Annotated in this window: 17 protein-coding genes; 8 read left to right on the top strand and 9 right to left on the bottom strand. The window is 57.5% G+C overall.

Features of this window, described 5'->3' with window-relative positions:
* Nucleotides 1-2 precede the first annotated feature (2 nt).
* Nucleotides 3-596 carry a bifunctional nicotinamidase/pyrazinamidase gene (gene pncA / locus ACR0NM_RS10425; RefSeq protein WP_170408552.1) on the bottom strand — a complete coding sequence of 198 codons (594 nt, stop codon included), beginning with the start codon at nt 594-596 and terminating at the stop codon, nt 3-5.
* A 96-nt stretch (nt 597-692) separates the two neighbouring features.
* Here pncA and trhO point away from each other — a divergent pair, with 96 nt between their 5' ends.
* Both trhO and ACR0NM_RS10415 read left to right on the top strand, forming a co-directional pair.
* The gene (gene trhO / locus ACR0NM_RS10420) at nt 693-1,598 is read left to right on the top strand and encodes an oxygen-dependent tRNA uridine(34) hydroxylase TrhO (RefSeq protein ID WP_480614543.1); all 906 of its coding nucleotides are present in this window, start codon (nt 693-695) and stop codon (nt 1,596-1,598) included.
* Between the two features lie 64 nt (nt 1,599-1,662).
* Complete coding sequence (locus ACR0NM_RS10415; RefSeq protein ID WP_170394876.1) at nt 1,663-2,163, top strand: potassium channel family protein; 501 nt, start codon at nt 1,663-1,665, stop codon at nt 2,161-2,163.
* 6 nt (nt 2,164-2,169) lie between these two features.
* On the opposite strand, the gene ACR0NM_RS10410 is transcribed toward ACR0NM_RS10415, so the two are convergent.
* On the bottom strand, nt 2,170-2,499 hold the full coding sequence (locus ACR0NM_RS10410) for a hypothetical protein (RefSeq protein WP_170394874.1): 330 nt from the start codon (nt 2,497-2,499) through the stop codon (nt 2,170-2,172).
* Nucleotides 2,500-2,690: 191 nt separating this feature from the next.
* Between ACR0NM_RS10410 and betB the strand changes: the two genes are divergently transcribed.
* Nucleotides 2,691-4,145 carry a betaine-aldehyde dehydrogenase gene (gene betB / locus ACR0NM_RS10405; protein WP_480614540.1) on the top strand — a complete coding sequence of 485 codons (1,455 nt, stop codon included), beginning with the start codon at nt 2,691-2,693 and terminating at the stop codon, nt 4,143-4,145.
* Between the two features lie 680 nt (nt 4,146-4,825).
* Here the strand turns inward: betB and ACR0NM_RS10400 are convergent.
* From ACR0NM_RS10400 to ACR0NM_RS10380, 5 genes are read right to left on the bottom strand one after another with little or no spacing between them, the layout of a single operon-like run.
* Complete coding sequence (locus tag ACR0NM_RS10400; protein ID WP_480614537.1) at nt 4,826-6,973, bottom strand: tetratricopeptide repeat protein; 2,148 nt, start codon at nt 6,971-6,973, stop codon at nt 4,826-4,828.
* Complete coding sequence (gene motA / locus ACR0NM_RS10395; protein WP_170408548.1) at nt 6,970-7,839, bottom strand: flagellar motor stator protein MotA; 870 nt, start codon at nt 7,837-7,839, stop codon at nt 6,970-6,972. The genes ACR0NM_RS10400 and motA overlap by 4 nt, the downstream gene beginning before the upstream one ends.
* Nucleotides 7,840-7,885: 46 nt before the next feature.
* Entirely contained in the window at nt 7,886-8,479 is a 594-nt protein-coding gene (locus ACR0NM_RS10390; RefSeq protein WP_170408547.1) for a MotE family protein, read from the bottom strand.
* Complete coding sequence (locus tag ACR0NM_RS10385) at nt 8,476-8,988, bottom strand: hypothetical protein (protein ID WP_480614535.1); 513 nt, start codon at nt 8,986-8,988, stop codon at nt 8,476-8,478. Before ACR0NM_RS10385 ends, ACR0NM_RS10390 begins: the two co-directional genes overlap by 4 nt.
* Before the next feature lie 9 nt (nt 8,989-8,997).
* Nucleotides 8,998-9,495, bottom strand: coding sequence for a flagellar basal body-associated FliL family protein (locus ACR0NM_RS10380; protein ID WP_170648852.1), 498 nt, complete (start codon nt 9,493-9,495; stop codon nt 8,998-9,000).
* A gap of 119 nt (nt 9,496-9,614) precedes the next feature.
* Here ACR0NM_RS10380 and fliF point away from each other — a divergent pair, with 119 nt between their 5' ends.
* The 4 genes from fliF to fliP are packed head-to-tail and all read left to right on the top strand — an operon-like array spanning nt 9,615 to nt 12,805.
* Complete coding sequence (gene fliF / locus ACR0NM_RS10375; protein WP_480614532.1) at nt 9,615-11,204, top strand: flagellar basal-body MS-ring/collar protein FliF; 1,590 nt, start codon at nt 9,615-9,617, stop codon at nt 11,202-11,204.
* Nucleotides 11,204-11,800, top strand: coding sequence for an ABC transporter ATP-binding protein (locus tag ACR0NM_RS10370; protein ID WP_170514094.1), 597 nt, complete (start codon nt 11,204-11,206; stop codon nt 11,798-11,800). The genes fliF and ACR0NM_RS10370 overlap by 1 nt, the downstream gene beginning before the upstream one ends.
* A complete protein-coding gene (locus ACR0NM_RS10365; RefSeq protein ID WP_480614529.1) occupies nt 11,793-12,080 on the top strand; it encodes a FliM/FliN family flagellar motor switch protein in 288 nt (95 codons plus the stop codon). The genes ACR0NM_RS10370 and ACR0NM_RS10365 overlap by 8 nt, the downstream gene beginning before the upstream one ends.
* A complete protein-coding gene (gene fliP, locus ACR0NM_RS10360) occupies nt 12,077-12,805 on the top strand; it encodes a flagellar type III secretion system pore protein FliP (RefSeq protein WP_170566903.1) in 729 nt (242 codons plus the stop codon). Before ACR0NM_RS10365 ends, fliP begins: the two co-directional genes overlap by 4 nt.
* Here the strand turns inward: fliP and ACR0NM_RS10355 are convergent, their stop codons facing one another.
* Both ACR0NM_RS10355 and ACR0NM_RS10350 read right to left on the bottom strand, forming a co-directional pair.
* Nucleotides 12,806-14,248 carry a sensor histidine kinase gene (locus ACR0NM_RS10355; protein ID WP_170598324.1) on the bottom strand — a complete coding sequence of 481 codons (1,443 nt, stop codon included), beginning with the start codon at nt 14,246-14,248 and terminating at the stop codon, nt 12,806-12,808.
* The gene (locus ACR0NM_RS10350; protein WP_170408540.1) at nt 14,245-14,982 is read right to left on the bottom strand and encodes a response regulator transcription factor; all 738 of its coding nucleotides are present in this window, start codon (nt 14,980-14,982) and stop codon (nt 14,245-14,247) included. Before ACR0NM_RS10350 ends, ACR0NM_RS10355 begins: the two co-directional genes overlap by 4 nt.
* 217 nt (nt 14,983-15,199) lie before the next feature.
* Between ACR0NM_RS10350 and ACR0NM_RS10345 the strand changes: the two genes are divergently transcribed.
* A complete protein-coding gene (locus tag ACR0NM_RS10345; protein ID WP_170514081.1) occupies nt 15,200-16,444 on the top strand; it encodes an ABC transporter substrate-binding protein in 1,245 nt (414 codons plus the stop codon).
* Nucleotides 16,445-16,454: the final 10 nt, after the last annotated feature.

Raw genomic sequence — 16,454 nt, 5'->3', positions numbered from 1 at the left:
CCTCAGGCCAGTGTCACACCTGCTGCGCGCATTGCCTGTTCTGCGACAGCCAAAGATCCGTCCATATCAATGGCGCGGCACAAGTTGCTTAAGACAGTGACATCAAACCCCAGCTGTGCCGCATCTACCGCCGAATAATGCACGCAGAAATCTGTCGCCAAACCGACCATGGTCAGCTGCGTGATCCCGCGCGTCTCAAGATAGCCTTTTAGACCAGTGGGCGTGGAATGGTCGTTTTCGAAAAACGCGCTATAGCTGTCGATAGCGCTGCGAAATCCCTTGCGGATGATCAGATCGCCATCTGTTCGCAAATCCGGATGGAAGTTCGCGCCTGCGCTGCTCTGAACACAGTGATCGGGCCACAAGACCTGAGGGCCATAAGGCATGTCGATCATCTCGAACGGCGCTTTGCCAGTATGAGAACTGGCGAATGAAGAATGCCCCGCCGGGTGCCAATCCTGTGTCAGGATCACCGTATCGAAGGTATCCATGATCGCATTGATCGGTGCGACGATCTCGTCCCCTCCGGCAACGGCAAGCGCGCCGCCGGGGCAGAAGTCATTTTGAACATCGATAACGAGCAGGGCGTGGGACATGCTGGCCTCCTAAAGTCGTGTTATCGGTATGGTGCGCAGCGGGTATCGTCAATGCGGTCTCTTGTGTGTTTTTGCCAAGGGCATTAGATCGCCCACATGTACACAATCGCTGCCCTCTATCATTTCACGCGTTTTCCCGACCCCGATGCGCTACGCCCTGCCTTGCAGGAGCTTTGCCGCGCGCAGTCGGTGAAAGGCACCCTGCTGCTGGCGCAGGAAGGGATCAATGGCACCATCGCCGGTCCTCGTGCCGGGATTGACGCGGTTCTGGCGCATATCCGTGCGCTGCCAGGATGCACTGATCTTGAGTGGAAAGAGGCGACCTCGGACCATCCGCCCTTCGGCAAGATGAAGGTGCGGTTGAAGAAAGAGATCGTGACTATGGGCGAGCCCGATGTCGATCCCCGCGCAAATGTCGGGAATTACGTCGAGCCTGAGGACTGGAACGCGCTGATCAGATCAGATGATGTGGTGGTGATCGACACCCGCAACGATTACGAGGTGGCGATTGGCACGTTTGAGGGTGCAATAGACCCTAATACAGCCAGTTTTCGCGATTTCCCGGCGTGGTGGGAACAGAACAAGGACCGCTTTCACAACAAACGCGTTGCGATGTTCTGCACCGGTGGCATCCGGTGCGAAAAATCCACCAACTACCTGCTGGGGCAAGGGGTCGAAGATGTCTATCACCTGAAAGGTGGCATCCTGCGGTATCTGGAAGAAACGCCACCCGAAGACAGCACTTGGCAGGGTGAGTGTTTTGTCTTCGACAACCGCGTCTCAGTTGGTCATGGTCTGGTCGAGGGGCCGCACAAGCTATGCCATGGTTGCCGTCGCCCGATCCTGCCCGAAGATGTGAAACGCCCTGAATACGAGCATGGCGTATCCTGCCATCGGTGTATCAATGAGACTTCAGAACAAGACAAGGCGCGGTTTCGCGAGCGGCAAAAGCAGATACAGCTGGCCCGCGCGCGGGGCGAGGAACATCTGGGCTCTGACTGAAATCAGCTTGCAGGCCGCGTTTGAAATCGGATGATTGTGCGCAAGCCCAACCGACGGAGCGCTCATGACCCACGAACCCAGAACCCTGGAAGAATGGAAATCAACTTTGCTGGCGGCGCTTGGGCTGGTCTTGGCAAGCTTTCTTGCGTGGTACGGTCTGTCGCGCCTGAACGAAGCCACTGCAGGCGACACCATTGGCACGCTTTCCTCGGTAGGCCTTCTAATCTGGATCGCCTCGCAGTCCTGGTACTACATGACCCAGGTGAAATCCCCCCGGAGGTTGTTGTTCCTGATGGGGGTGTCCTTCATCCAGGTCGTGCCATTCCTGTTCGCAGCCGTCTACGGCGCGTTTGGATATAACGACCATTGTGTGATCGGCGCCGAAGGGCCAGCCGATATTCTGTATTTCTCATACGTCACCTTCACAACGGTCGGATATGGGGACATGTCCCCAACTGGCTTTTGCCGTGGGCTGGCTGTGGCCGAGGCTGTGACGGGTTACATCCTGTTGGGCATGTTTGTGGCCGCCGCCGTCGCGCTATACGCGCGCAACCACGGCAAATAGAGCGATCTATTTATTATGATCGATCCAGCGCGACATCATTTGCTTGTCGCGGAAACATTCGGACGGGATCGGGCGGCGCTTGCTGCGCGAGATACGTTCGGCAAAAGCAACCTGCTTACCTGTTGGGTAGTTTGCAAAGGGCGACGGATCATGCGGTTTATGGGCTGAAATCCAGTCCGACAGGGATTTGCGGTCACGCTGTGCCTCGACCGGAATCTCAAGCGCTGATTGTTGCGCGATGGCGCGGGCAAAGCGCATCTGCCGATCTGTAACTGGCAGCAGATGATAGTCGTTTGTCGGGCCGCTCAGGGCGGAATTTCGCATGTTCTGGGCCATCGGGTAATCCTCTGACTATGTAGAACATAAATAGAACATTAACCTTTCGTTTCAAGGGAAGACCCTTTGGATTAGGCGAGAACCTGCCAATCTGCGGCTTGATTGACTGATCAGTCAATAATCGATAATTCGATCCTCAACGCACGCGATCTCTTTGCCTAAAGAGATTTCTGAACACAGAGGGTACCGGCATGAAGTTTCAACCTAAGGCCAGCCATTTCATCGATGGCGAGTATGTCGAGGACACCAATGGCGCGCCCATCGACGTTATCTACCCCGCCACCGGAGAGGTCATCGCACGGCTGCATTCCGCCACGCCTGAGATTGTTGAAAAGGCTCTAAACAGCGCAAAATCGGCCCAAGCGGCCTGGGCTGCCCTATCGGGCACCGAGCGAGGCCGTGTGCTGAGACGCGCGGCCGACATCATGCGGGATCGCAATCGTGACTTATCGATCATCGAAACCCATGATACCGGCAAACCTCTGCAGGAAACGCTGGTGGCCGACGCTACCAGCGGCGCGGATGCGCTGGAGTATTTTGGTGGTCTGGCGGCCTCGCTGACCGGCGAACATATCCCTCTGGCAGACGGGGATTTTGTCTATACCGTCCGCGAGGCGCTGGGCGTTTGTGTGGGCATTGGGGCATGGAACTACCCGACGCAGATCGCTTGCTGGAAGGGTGCCCCGGCGTTGGCGTGCGGAAACACAATGATCTTCAAGCCTTCCGAGACTACTCCGCTGTCGGCATTGCAAGTAGCCGAGATTTTGATCGAGGCAGGTGCACCCAAAGGCGTCTATAACGTTGTTCAGGGCTACGGTGATGTAGGCGCCATCCTGGTGACCGACCCCCGAGTGGCCAAGGTCTCGCTAACAGGGTCGGTTCCAACGGGCCGCAAGGTGTACGCTGCTGCCGCCGATGGCATGAAACATGTCACCATGGAATTGGGTGGCAAGTCCCCGATGATCGTGTTCGACGACGCCGACATCGAAAATGCCGTGTCAGGCGCCATCCTGGGAAATTTCTACTCCTCGGGACAGGTCTGTTCCAACGGCACTCGAGTTTTTGTGCAAAAGGGAATCAAGGAAGCGTTCCTTAAGCGCCTGTCTGAACGCCTTGCTACGGCGAAAATCGGCGACCCGATGGATGAAGAGGTCAACTTTGGCCCGATGGTCAGCGAAAACCAGATGAATATCGCGCTTGGCTATGTCGAAAAGGGTAAGGCCGAAGGCGCGCGGCTGATCTATGGCGGCGAACGGGTCGAAGGCGATGGTTTCTACATGCAGCCCACGGTTTTTGCCGATGTTAAGGACGATATGACAATCGCGCGCGAAGAGATTTTCGGCCCCGTGATGTCGGTGCTAGACTTCGACACCGAAGAAGAGGTTCTGGCCCGTGCCAATGACACCGAATTCGGTCTGGCCGCCGGCGTCTTCACGAACGACCTGACCCGCGCCCACCGCATCGTGGCAGGTTTTGAGGCGGGGACTTGTTACATCAACACATATAACCTGGCCCCGGTTGAGGCGCCTTTCGGCGGCTCCAAGATGTCGGGCGTCGGTCGCGAGAACTCGAAACTGGCAATCAACCACTTCAGCGAGATGAAGACAGTCTACGTCTCGATGAATGATGTGGAGGCTCCATACTGAATAAATCCGGTTGAATAGTCTCTGTTCTTGACAGTTCACGTCGGGGACAGAGCACATGCCGGTTCGTACATATGGCTAAATTCCTCAAGACGACTCGTCCGCAAACCGGAGATCAGCCTGTGAAAACACACGCCTAAGCTTATGTGATCGGTGCAGTTTGATCCTTTATCAACTGGCCAAGTTTGGTTGGATTGACGTGGCGATGCTGGAAAGGGTGAGCTATTTTCGGGCCAACCCCAGACCATGTCCCCGGCACAATACGCAATGCCAATTGTAGCGATTGTTTTGGCGGAGCATGTTCGCATCTGGGCTGAACACATCTCTGGGGCGGGTCTGCAGGATCCCGATGTGGCAACCGTAATGCCCCGGATCACGGTTTTAGAAAGTCTGAGTCACTCGGCCCGGTTTACCAAGGGCAGATGTGGTGATCGTAATCTCAGATGGAGTTGTCCGAGAACCAGCACACTTGAACGCGTGCGGTGGTCATGAATGATCATTGAGCCAGCTGAAGATCTTCGACACGTTCACTGAGTTTGACGCCACTGTCCTATGGGCATCATGGATTGGTGCATAGGAAGTCCAAATGAATTCAATACCTTTGTTAGAGGCTGATTTTGGCGTCTATCAGCCTACAGGCCAAAGCAGTTACACTTGTCTCTGCAAGAACAGACTTCCAAGGTTCAATTCGGGTCGATTGCGCGCACTGTCTCAAGCATTTCAGTGATCTGCGCGCGTGCGATGGTGCTGTCCTGTAATAGCGTTGCGGCGTCCGACAACGGCTTGTCCGGCTGCCGTGCAACGGGCTTGATCAGGGACGTTCGGATGCGGGACAAATCGGTGAAGGTGTTTGACCTCTCTTCATCCGCACCGCCGGAGCCCGCCAACCAGTTGTATCGATCGGCCATCTCGTGCTTCCCGCCTGCCTGTAATGCGCGCGCGGCGGCATCGAAATCCTGTGTTTGCATCATGGCCTGGGCGCGTATCTCTTGTGCGGTGTCCGAGGAATCGTCCGCGATTTCCAGCAGCGCCTGACGGGGACGGTTCCCCAACAGAGCCGCCTTTGCCCGAAGCCGAGCACGATCACGGCTGCGTTCCCGATCTTGCGGTCGGTTTGCCAACGCGTAAGCCTGCGCTGAAAACCCAAGGTCAGCCAATCGCTCTGCCATGGACACGGCAGTTTCGACCGCCAGCGCGTTGCGTCGCTTGTCCTTCAATTCCATCACATGGCGCAGGAAAGTAATGTCGTCCGCCCGCTCCGCCAGCAATTGGAACACCTGATCTCGTGTCCTCTGCCATTCGTCGGAATCCGAGACATCCTCAAAACTGGCAAGAGCTCCGGTAAAATCCTGCGACAAAGCCATCGCCAAAGCGTGCGCACGCGCCAACATCGGGCCAAGATCGGACTTCCGAAGCTCGCGCGCATAACTTGCAGCTAAATCGAGGTCGCGGGGCGAGACCGTACCCCGGTCAGACCACCGCTTTTCGATCAACCGCGCAAGTGCCAACGGCGCATCGGTCGCGGCATCGGGCGCCGATATGATCTCGGTCAACAGCGTTTCTGCGGTATCGGTATCCCCTGCAGCATCCGCGATTTTGGCTTGGGCAAAGGTTACATCAGCGGGTTCGTCCTCTAAGATCCGTTCGACCGCACGCAAGATCCGGCGCGATGCTTCAAGCCGGCCTGCCGAGACAAACATCTCGGCGATATCCGGGCCGAGATGTTGCCTGAGATGCCACGGCAACCGACCAAAACCGCGTTCGATCGCTTTCACATGCGCATCGGATTGAAGTTTACCCTCACTCAAAAGCGCCCAGAGTGCGGCGGCACCATCACATCTTTGCTGCCCTGCCAAAGGGTTCGGCGTCGGTGCAGGCAACCCGTCCATCACTGATGCGATGGCCGCTACTCTGCGCTGCTCAACCGAGGTCTCCGACAACAAAGACAGGGCTTGGTGCGCTTCTACACCGAACCCGAAATACGTATAGAGCTTCGCCAAATCCATTGCATAAGCCTGGTCGACACGATCGAACTCCTGAAATAGCCCGACCCGCAATTCGGCCACATCCTCGGAAAATGATCGAGCGCCCGACCATGTCTCAAAACCTAGTTCGCTGTTCGTGATACATTCCGGTTTGCTATCAATCTGAGGAACTGCCAGATTGCCCAGCCCCGAAACCTCATCGAGCACCGAAGACAGTCGCAGATTTGGCACCAGCTTTTCCGAAGATCGCAGCGGACCAAAACTGGACGATTCCCTGCGTCCGACACCCGCCAGTTCAAGATCAACAACCTCTCGATCAGCGCTTTGCAATATACGTGATGCCAACTGCTCCTCGAAATTTCGTTGATTTAATTGCAGCAAAGGCAAGGCCAGTTCGGTGGCTGGAATATCAGTAGGTAAGGGTTTTTGGGCCGTGATACTCGCAGTCCTGGGAAGTGCCTCTGGCTCTACCGGGTCACTTGCAGGTGTACCCTGGCCGGGTGCGATATCTATGACAACCATAGTTTGGCGATGCAGAAATGCCGTTGCCACGCAGTCGCACCCAAATGTCATCTCCAACGCTGCACCTGGCCCGGCCTGTTGAAGCGATTGCAGACGGTTCCCCGACAGGCGGTCGAAGACAGCTGCAGTGTTGAATGTCGCATTATCGATGCCAATGCTCAGCCGCGCGCCGTTCTCGACCGGATCCAACATCCAACCGGTGCCAGAGGGGACCTGTACCACCAGTCGCGTGTACCCCTCATGCTCGCCCGATCGCACGGTCAAAGCCTGTGCTGACGCGCTTGTGCCCCATGCGAGCAAGACCAAAGACAATGCGCGGATCATGCTGCAGCCTGCTTGAGTTCCTTAAGCGCGTCTTCAAGTTCCGAGAAACCGGGCCGGTTGTGGGTCGGTGTGTTCTGGCGGCCGACCTCAATACACATGGCCGCGTTGTGGTTGTGAAGATTAGCCACCAGAACCTCTTTGATGAGTTGGTAAAAGTGGTTGTCTTCTTCAACAACAGATTTCAGCTTGCCCGCGAAAGGACCCACCAATCCATAAGCCAGAAAAACCCCCAGAAACGTCCCAACCAACGCGCCGCCGATCAGCTTACCCAGAACTTCCGGTGGTTGGTCGATTGATCCCATCGTCTTGATCACACCCAAAACGGCGGCCACGATCCCCAGGGCGGGCAACCCGTCAGCAACGGTTTGCAGCGCGTGGCTTGAATGCATGGCATGGTGGAAGTTCGCCTCCATCCGCTTTTCCAGCACCTCCTCAACCTGGTGCGGGTCGTCATAGTTCATCGCCGCCGAGCGCATGGTGTCACAGATCAGGTCCACCGCTTCTTTGTCGGCTTGAATCTTGGGATATGCGGAAAATAGCGATGAGCTTCCTGGCTCTTCAATGTGCTGCTCTACCTCGACCGGGTTCGCGCGTGCGATCCGGATCAGAGAGAATAACAAGCACAACAGATCGCGATAATCCTCGGGCTTCCATTTGGGTCCTTTAAAAACTTTCGCGATATCCTTGGCGGTGTGTTTTACGCCGCCGATATCATTGCTGATCAGAAATGCGCCGACTGCGGCCCCTCCGATCATCATCATCTCGAAGGGCAGTGATTTCATAATGATGGCCATCTTGCCGCCTGCGGCAAGGTAGCCGCCGAATACCATGACAAAGATGACGGCAATTCCGATGAGCCCGATCATGAAAGGTCTCCAGCGTTGAGGGTGCAGATAGATATGGCCATGAGGGTCATTCCTGTGGGGCACGTGCATTGCGCCCGGCCATGATCACGCTGATGGTGTAAGCAGCCTCGGGGCTGAGACCGGCCATAACTTCAGCGGCAGCTTCCGGTGGCATGCGAGACAGGAAGCCAGCGGCGAATACCGCGTCCATCGTTTCGAACAACGCGGCGGCATCTTTGGGCTTCATGCTCTGATACACGTCAGTCAGTTGTGTCAGATCGTTTTCGGCGGCCTTTTCGGCAATCGCCACCGTTTCACGGAGAGCGTTCTCGGCGTCCTCCAGCATGGTGAGCCGGGTTTCGATGGCCTGATCGGCAATGTCGAGCGCCCGTTCCCGGTCCAAAATCGTGCTTTCACGCTGGTTTAGAGTCTTTTCACGGCGCAATAGTTCCGTAAGCAGCAATTGTAGATCTGCCGCATTCGCCTCTTTGCGTTCACCACCGACCGGCGAGGCCATGTTTGGTTCTGCGCCGCGGGCAAGTGCAGGCCCGGCCTCAAGCCCGATGCGAATAATCGCAGAGCCGACCATCAGCAAGGAAATGACGGTCAGAACACCGCCGCGCGCTCGGCGATCAGGCGCTTTTGCTCGGTTGCGACTCATTTCGCTGCTCCGCCAGATGGAGCGGCGTGCCGAAAAAACATCAGGCCTTCTGGTTTCTTTGCGGGCGGCTCTGGTGGTGCTTCCGATGGCTCAGTCGAGACCTCAGTTGGTTCACCAGACGGATCGGATGCAGTTTCTTGTGCTTCGCCGGGCTGCTCAGACCTGTCCTCAGCAGGTGCGTCATCTGGCTGATCCTTGGGAACGTCCGGCTCAGAGGGCTCTTCCTGAACGACATCGTGCATCGAGGCCATCATAAGCTCCAATCGTTGTGCGACGGTTTCCGCCCGTTCGGTCAGCGCCTGCAACGCGGTGCCGGAATCATCCGAAGCCTGACGCGCGCTATCCAGCGATTTTCGCAACTCTTCTGCTTGCGAGGACAGCACGGAAACGGCGCCACCCACACCCTTCTCAAGATCGGTAAACCGCTTCAGGCGTCGCGACAGAACGAAACAATACAGACCAGCCCCAAGAGCGCCCGCAACCAGCAGAATATCGGCAATCAACTCCACCATCGCCTCCTAATTCAGTACAAATTCCATGACCAGAACGTCACGCACGCGGCCTTCGCCCACGACGATCCCAATGCGTCGTAGCAGGTGTCCGCGGATCCTCATCAAAGCCAGAGAATCTTCCAGATCGGTTAACTCAAGGGCGCGCAAATAGCTGTTCAGAACGTCCATGATTCGCGGCTGCATCTTTTCAACCTCGGCGGCGTAGCCCGCATTCACTTCAAGCTGCGCGTGAAATTTCAAATGTCGCGAATCATCTGACTTGACCGAGATGATCACCGGCGGAAGATCGACAAATTTCACATCGGGAAGTGCCTTTACGGAAGCGTCTTCGCCTTTCTTTTTGGCCTCTTTCACCATCTCGGACCCACCTATGGGAAGCAGGCCGGATGCAGTTATGAAATAGCCACCAACACCGCCCGCGATAGCCAGAGTCAGTCCAAGCAGAAGGCCCTTTTTCCCTGATTTTTTAGCGGCTTCCACCTCATCTGCAGTTGCGTCGGTCATGCCGTCCTCATGAATCTGTTCGGCAACCGTCATAACCCCTCAGGGACTAACCGATTGTTAAGGGCAATCGTCCAAACAAGGGCAGAGCCGCACAGAATGTCGGTGAGTCGGAGGTAAGCGTGCAGCAGATCGGAACTGTCTGGGCAAGTTTGGACAGGCGCAAACAAATTATCGTGGCCGGTGCCGTGGCACTGGTGTTTCTGGGTGTGCTTGCGATGTCACGGATTGTGACAGCGCCGTCGATGACGCTGCTTTATGCGGGGCTCGAAAGCGGTGCAGCTGGGGATATCGTGCGGGCGCTGGACCAGCGTGGTGTGACCTATGAAATAAGGGGTGGCTCGATCTACGTCCCCGGCGTTCAGCGGGATGAGTTGCGGATGACTTTGGCTAGCGAGGGCCTGCCTGCGAACGGCAATCGCGGTTACGAACTGCTGGATTCGCTCAGCGGCTTTGGCACTACGTCGCAGATGTTTGATGCCGCCTATTGGCGCGCAAAAGAAGGAGAGCTGGCGCGCACGATTGTGGGCAGCCCGCATGTCAGCAAGGCCCGGGTGCACATCGCCAACAGCTCCTCCAACCCGTTTCAGCGCAGCATAGCACCAACCGCTTCGGTTTATCTGGTCCCGTCGGGTGCACCGATTAACGGAGATCAGGCAAAGGCAATCCGGTTTTTAGTGGCGTCGGCGGTTAGCGGGCTGGCATCGGAAAACGTCACTGTGATTGATTCGAATGGGGCCGTGATTGGCGCGCAGGACACGGCGGTGGCAGCCGATACTGCAGATGATAAGGCGCGCCAATTGCGTGAGAAAGTACTACGTCTGGTCGAAGCCCGGGTCGGGGCCGGCAACGCGGTGGTTGAGGTCAGCGTAGATACGGTGACCGAAACCGAGTCTATCCGGGAACGTCGCTTTGACCCCAAAGGCCGTGTTGCGATCAGCACGGATGTTGAAGAACGGTCGGACAGTGCGCGTAATCAGTCGGCGGATGTGACGGTGGCGTCGAATTTGCCGGATGGCGACGGGGCCGGAGGCGATGAATCCAATTCGAATGCCACTCAGACCCGCGAACGGGTGAATTATGAGGTGTCAGAGACCGAGTTGGAAGTTCATCGCGCGCCAGGTGCGATCAAACGTCTGACTGTCGCGGTGCTGGTCAACGGTGTTCGAGCGGCAGGTACAGATGGCGTCGAGATTTTTGAACCCATGCCGCAGCCCGAGCTTGATGCACTGCAAGAGCTTGTGGCTTCTGCGGTCGGGTTTGATGCTGAACGCGGCGACGTCATCACACTGAAATCGCTCGACTTGCCCATCGTTGAACCCCAGGGCGAGTTAGTGTCCGGGTCGATCTGGCAGAACATGCATATCGACGCTATGTCGCTAATCCAGATGGTGGTTTTGGCGCTGGTTTCCCTTGTTTTGGGTCTGTTTGTCATAAGGCCAATTCTGACGAAATCTGCAGCATCGGCGCTGCTGCCAGCAGGTGCACCGGTCGAGGTCGCCCCAGCGCCTTCCCTGACCGGGGAAATTGCGACCGCAGATGTGCAGGACTTTGCACCGCTCGCGGATGCGGCGCAGCCGAGTGTTCCGGCGATTGCCGCTGCCCGCGGCGAGGATCCCGTTGACCGTTTGCGCGCCATGATCGGCGACAAGCAGGAAGAGACGGTTGAGATCCTGCGCAGCTGGCTTGAAGAAGGCGAGGAGAAGGTGTGATGTCGATCGCTCATCTTCTTGAAGACTTCACCGCCCCTGCGGCTGGGGTGGCCGTACATCTACTGGATGAAGACGCACTGGAAGAACAGCGGCTTGCTGCATTTGAACAAGGCTATGGGGCGGGCTGGGAAGATGCGGTTCAGGCACAGGAACAGACTGGCACACAGCTAAGCTCCGATCTGTCGGCGACGTTATCCGACCTGTCCTTTACCTATCAAGAAGCATTGACCCGCATGACCCTGTCGCTGGAACCGATGTTCCAGAGCCTGGTTCAGACTATTCTGCCTGAGACGATCGAGCATGGCTTTGCGAAGCGATTGACCGAGCAGCTTTGCGACATGGCGCGTGAGCAGGTCGGCCAGCCACTGCAGCTGACTGTTCCGGCGGGCACTTCGGATCAGGTCGAGGCGATGCTGCCGCAGGATATCTCGCCGCGTCCCCAGGTCATCGAGGATGTCTCGCTCCAGCCGGGACAGGCGCGATTGCAGGTGGGGATCGCCCAACGCGAGGTGGACTGCGCTGCCTTGCTCTCATCCATTGCTGCAACATTCGACGCATATCTGTTTGAAGCAAAAGAGGCTTTGTCAAATGAGTGATCCTCGACCACCGAAACCCGAAAAACCCAACCCGTTCGAGACTGTTCCGATCGAAGTCACCGTCTCGGTCGGGCGTGCGCGGCCTTTGATCCGTGACCTGTTGAGCATGGGCGAAAATGCCGTACTGACACTGGACAAGCGGATCGAGGATCCGGTTGACCTCTATGTCGGGGACCAATTGGTAGCGCGCGGTCTGTTGGAAGAGATGGAGGGCGATCAGGCCGGGCAACTGGCTGTACGGCTGACCGAAATCTCAGATCTACAGAACGGGATCGGATGATGCGCCACCTGTTTTGGCTGGCATTTTTGCTGGTCATACCCTCCGGTGGCGCGGCGCAAGAACTGTCGCTGTCCCTGGGCGAGGGCGGGTCGATCTCGGCCCGGACCATCCAGTTGATTTTGCTGATCACGGTGCTCAGCCTGGCACCGGGACTGGCGATCATGATCACCTGTTTCCCGTTTTTGATCACGGTTTTGGCGATCCTGCGGCAAGGAATCGGCTTGCAGCAGTCACCGCCAAATATGTTGATCGTCAGTCTGGCGCTGTTTCTGACCTATTTCGTCATGGAGCCGGTTTTTACCGAGGCGTGGGAGACCGGGATTCAACCGATGGTCGAGGAAACGCTTGACGTAGAGCCCGCGCTGGAACGCGCGCTGGTGCCGTTTCGCAGTTTTATGGCAGCGCGTATTGACGCCGACACGTTTCAGGCCATGGCAGACCTGCGCCCAGATGATGCTGCGATCCAACTATCGCCCGAGGCCCCGTTATCCGTGCTGATGCCGTCCTTCATGTTGTCGGAAATCGCGCGGGCCTTTCAGATCGGGTTCCTGATTTTCCTGCCTTTCCTGATAATCGATCTCGTTGTCGCAGCGGTTTTGATGTCGATGGGAATGATGATGGTGCCCCCGGCTACGGTCTCGCTGCCGTTCAAATTGGCGTTTTTCGTCATCGCTGATGGCTGGGCCTTGATCGCCAGCGCCTTGGTTCGCAGCTATGCGCCATGACTATTGCCGTGTGATCTGTAGTCGGGCGCGCAGACCCTGATCTCCGGCCTCGAAACTCAGCGTTCCGCCATGTTGTTCGGCAACGGTGCTGACAATTGTCAGGCCCAATCCGAACCCGTCCGAAGATCCGATGTTTGATCCGCGCTGGAACGGTGCCAACAGCGCCTCGATATCCGCGACCGATAGGTCGGTGCCCTTGTCTTCGACGATGATCGTGGCGGTCTGAGCATCAGTTTCCAGTTCAACCTCGGCGTGACGACCGTATTTCAGGGCATTATCGATCAGATTGGACAAAGCTCGTTTCAATGCGATGGGCTGACCCGTCACCAGGATGCGCCGCGTTTCCGGCAGCGACGCATGCCCACGGCGTGACATGAAAACAGACGACGCGCTTTCGACGACAACCGGATCAACGGCTTTCAACGACACAGGCCGGTCCATATCCTGATAATCGGCCACAAGCGATTCAACCAGCGAGGTCAACGATATCTGGCGCGGTTCCTCGACGCTGAGTTCCGATCGCGTGTAAGTAAGCACGCTTTCTATCATGCCGGTCATCTGGTCCACGTCGGCCTCGAGCTTTTCGCGCAACTCGCCATCGGGAATCAGCGCCGCACGCAGCCGGACGCGGGTTGCAGGGGTCCCCAGATCGTGGCTGACACCCGACAGTACAATGGCGCGTTTCTCAAGCTGCGCACGTTCGGCATCCAGGTGATCATTCACCGCAGTCACGATATCGCGCAGCTCTTCAGGCCCGTCCGCGTCATAGCTTTGCGGCCCGCCGCGACGTCGGCGGTCACCAAGTGCCTGAGCAAAGCGTGCGAAACTGTCAGAAACATTCCCGACCGAGGTCAGAAGCACCGCCAAGGACACAATGCCCAGCAATATTGCGGGCAAACGCAGATCAACCGGCGCAGCCTTACAGCCCCAGATTTCGGTGCCGTCGACTTGCTGCCAGACTCCGCGCCCGAATTGCGCGATCAGGATAGGTTCGCTGCAATATGTGGCCAACAGACGGGTCAGGTTCCCCATCTTCTCGGGGCCGGTCTGATCGCTGCCAGATACGATGTCTGAAACCGGATAGACCAGTCGATCCGATAACACCGCAAGCGTCAATTCGCGGCCACTCAGGGGGGCTGAACTGTCGGTCAGAATCGACAGATTGGTGACAAAGCGGCGATCCGCAAAGCCGGGCATTTGCTGGAACGCTCCCCTATCAGCAAGCGCGGCTGCCTCGGTTGGCAATGGGTTGATCAATAGGCCGGGTGGCGGCGCCATCCCCGTTCGCAAGTCTTCGTATATGGTGAAACCGGCAACAAATGCTGCGGTCTGATACCGGTTCCAAGCCTGTGCCGAGGTGAACCACATCCCGGCAGCCACCAGCCCCGCGACAAAGGCGGACAGGGTCCAGAGCCACCCAATACTGCGCAGGCGCAGGGTCATGCGTCCTCATCCACCATAACGTCAGCGGTAAACAGATAGCCAACACCGCGCTCGGTGCGCAGCATCTGGGGGTCTTTCGGGTTGGCCTCGATTTTCGACCGCAACCGCCCCACCAGCATATCTATGGCACGGCCTTGCGCCTCAGGCTTGTCGGCCTCACCGGTTACATCCAGTGCGGCGGCGATCTCATCACGGGTCAGCGGAATATGCGGGTTCGCCAGCAAAACCTTCAACAGGGCGGTCTCCCGTTGGGACAGGGAAACCAGATAGCCTTCGGGCGAATGCACCTCGTCCCGTTTGCCGTCAAAGACCCAGCCGTCGAAGTGAAAGGTGCGCGTGCGGCGGCGGTATGCCAGCGAAGGCGTGCGTCGGGCGCGTTGCATCACCGCACGGACGCGGGCCAGCAACAGTTGCGGGTTGAATGGTTTGGCGATGTAATCGTCTGCTCCAACCTCATATCCTGCCATGCGCTGATGATCCGCCGACAGGGCCGAGACCAGAATGATCGGTACATCCTGTTCGGCCCGCAACCGGGCACAGATCTCGACGCCGTTTTCATCGCCCAGCATCACGTCCAACAGGATCAGGTCGATCCGCCCCGAGGTTAGATGCGTGCGTATTTCACTTTCGGAACTGGCAGGCAGAGCAATATACCCGTTCTGCTGAAAGAACTGGGTCATCATCGACCGCATCTCCGAATCGTCGTCCACCACCAGGAGCCGGGGAATGCCCACTCTGTTTCTCCTCCTCAGGGTTCTCCGTCGCCGCCAATTGTAACGAATGGAAACGGATTCAAGGCCAACGTAACACGGGGTAACAAAAGCGGTGAAAATTTCCACCTTGTCAGGATATTGCATCGCATTCTGCGTTGCCATGCGGCAATCCGTTAGCGCTATATCACCTATGGCCGCCCTTGGGGTGGCACCGAATTCTCAGGGAGGAGAACAAAAAATGAAGCGTTTTGCATTTGCCACCGTGTCGACCTTGGCCGTAGTGGCCGGGTCGGCTGTTGTGGCTGAACCAAAGGCCGAAGTTCTGCACTGGTGGACGTCCGGTGGTGAGGCGAAATCGGTCGCGGTTCTGCAGGAAGAGTTCGCCTCGAACGGCGGCACATGGACCGATATGCCGGTCGCAGGTGGCGGCGGCGATGCGGCCATGACTGCGCTGCGGGCCCGGGTTCTTGCCGGTAATGCGCCGACTGCTGTTCAGCTGAAAGGACCTGCCATTCAGGAATGGTATGAAGAAGGCGTTTTGGCTGACATTTCATCCGTGGCAGAAGCCGAAGGCTGGGCCGATGTCCTGCCAGCATCGATTGCAGGCCACATGATGTGCGAAGGTACGTGGTGCGCAGCACCTGTGAACGTGCACCGCATCGACTGGATTTGGGCCAATGCTGACGTTCTGGCCGCCAACGACATTGAAATGCCCACAACATGGGAAGAGTTCAACGCCGCTGCCGAAAAACTGCAGGCTGCCGGAGTGATCCCTTTGGCCCATGGTGGCCAGGCATGGCAAGACGCCACAGTGTTCGAAGCGGTTGCGCTGGGTCTGGGTGGCCCCGAGTTCTACCAGAAAGCCTTTGTCGATCTCGACCCCGAGGCGCTGACCTCGGACACCATGGTGCAGGTCTTTGACCAGATGCGCACCCTGCGCGGTTATGTGGACGAAAACTTCTCAGGCCGCGATTGGAACCTTGCCACCGCTATGGTTATGAATGGCGAAGCAGCCTTCCAAATCATGGGTGACTGGGCCAAGGGCGAATTCCTGGCGGCTGGTAAGAAGCCCGGCGAAGACTTCCTGTGTGCCTCGACCCCCGGCGACGGATATCTGTACAACGTCGACAGCTTTGCCATGTTCGAAGTGGAAGGTGATGACAACCGCGCTGGTCAGGAATTGCTGGCCAAGCTGATCGTCGCGCCGAAATTCCAGGAAGTGTTCAACCTGAACAAGGGCTCGATCCCTGCGCGGACTGATGTGGCGCTGGATGCGTTCGACATCTGCGCGCAAATCTCGGCCGAAGATATGGGTTCGACCTCGGCAGGCGGTTCGCTGCTGCCGTCTTATGCCCATGGCATGGCGCTGCGCGGGTCGCAGGCCGGTGCGATTACGGATGTTGTGACCGCACATTTCAACTCGGATATGTCCTCGGCTGACGCGGTTCAGCAACTGGCGGACGCGGTAGCAAACAGCTACTGATCCAATACGC

The organism is Ruegeria sp. AF2 (assembly GCF_056542025.1).
Note: the sequence above shows the minus strand (reverse complement) of the source record. Positions and strands in the feature narration are given on the sequence as shown.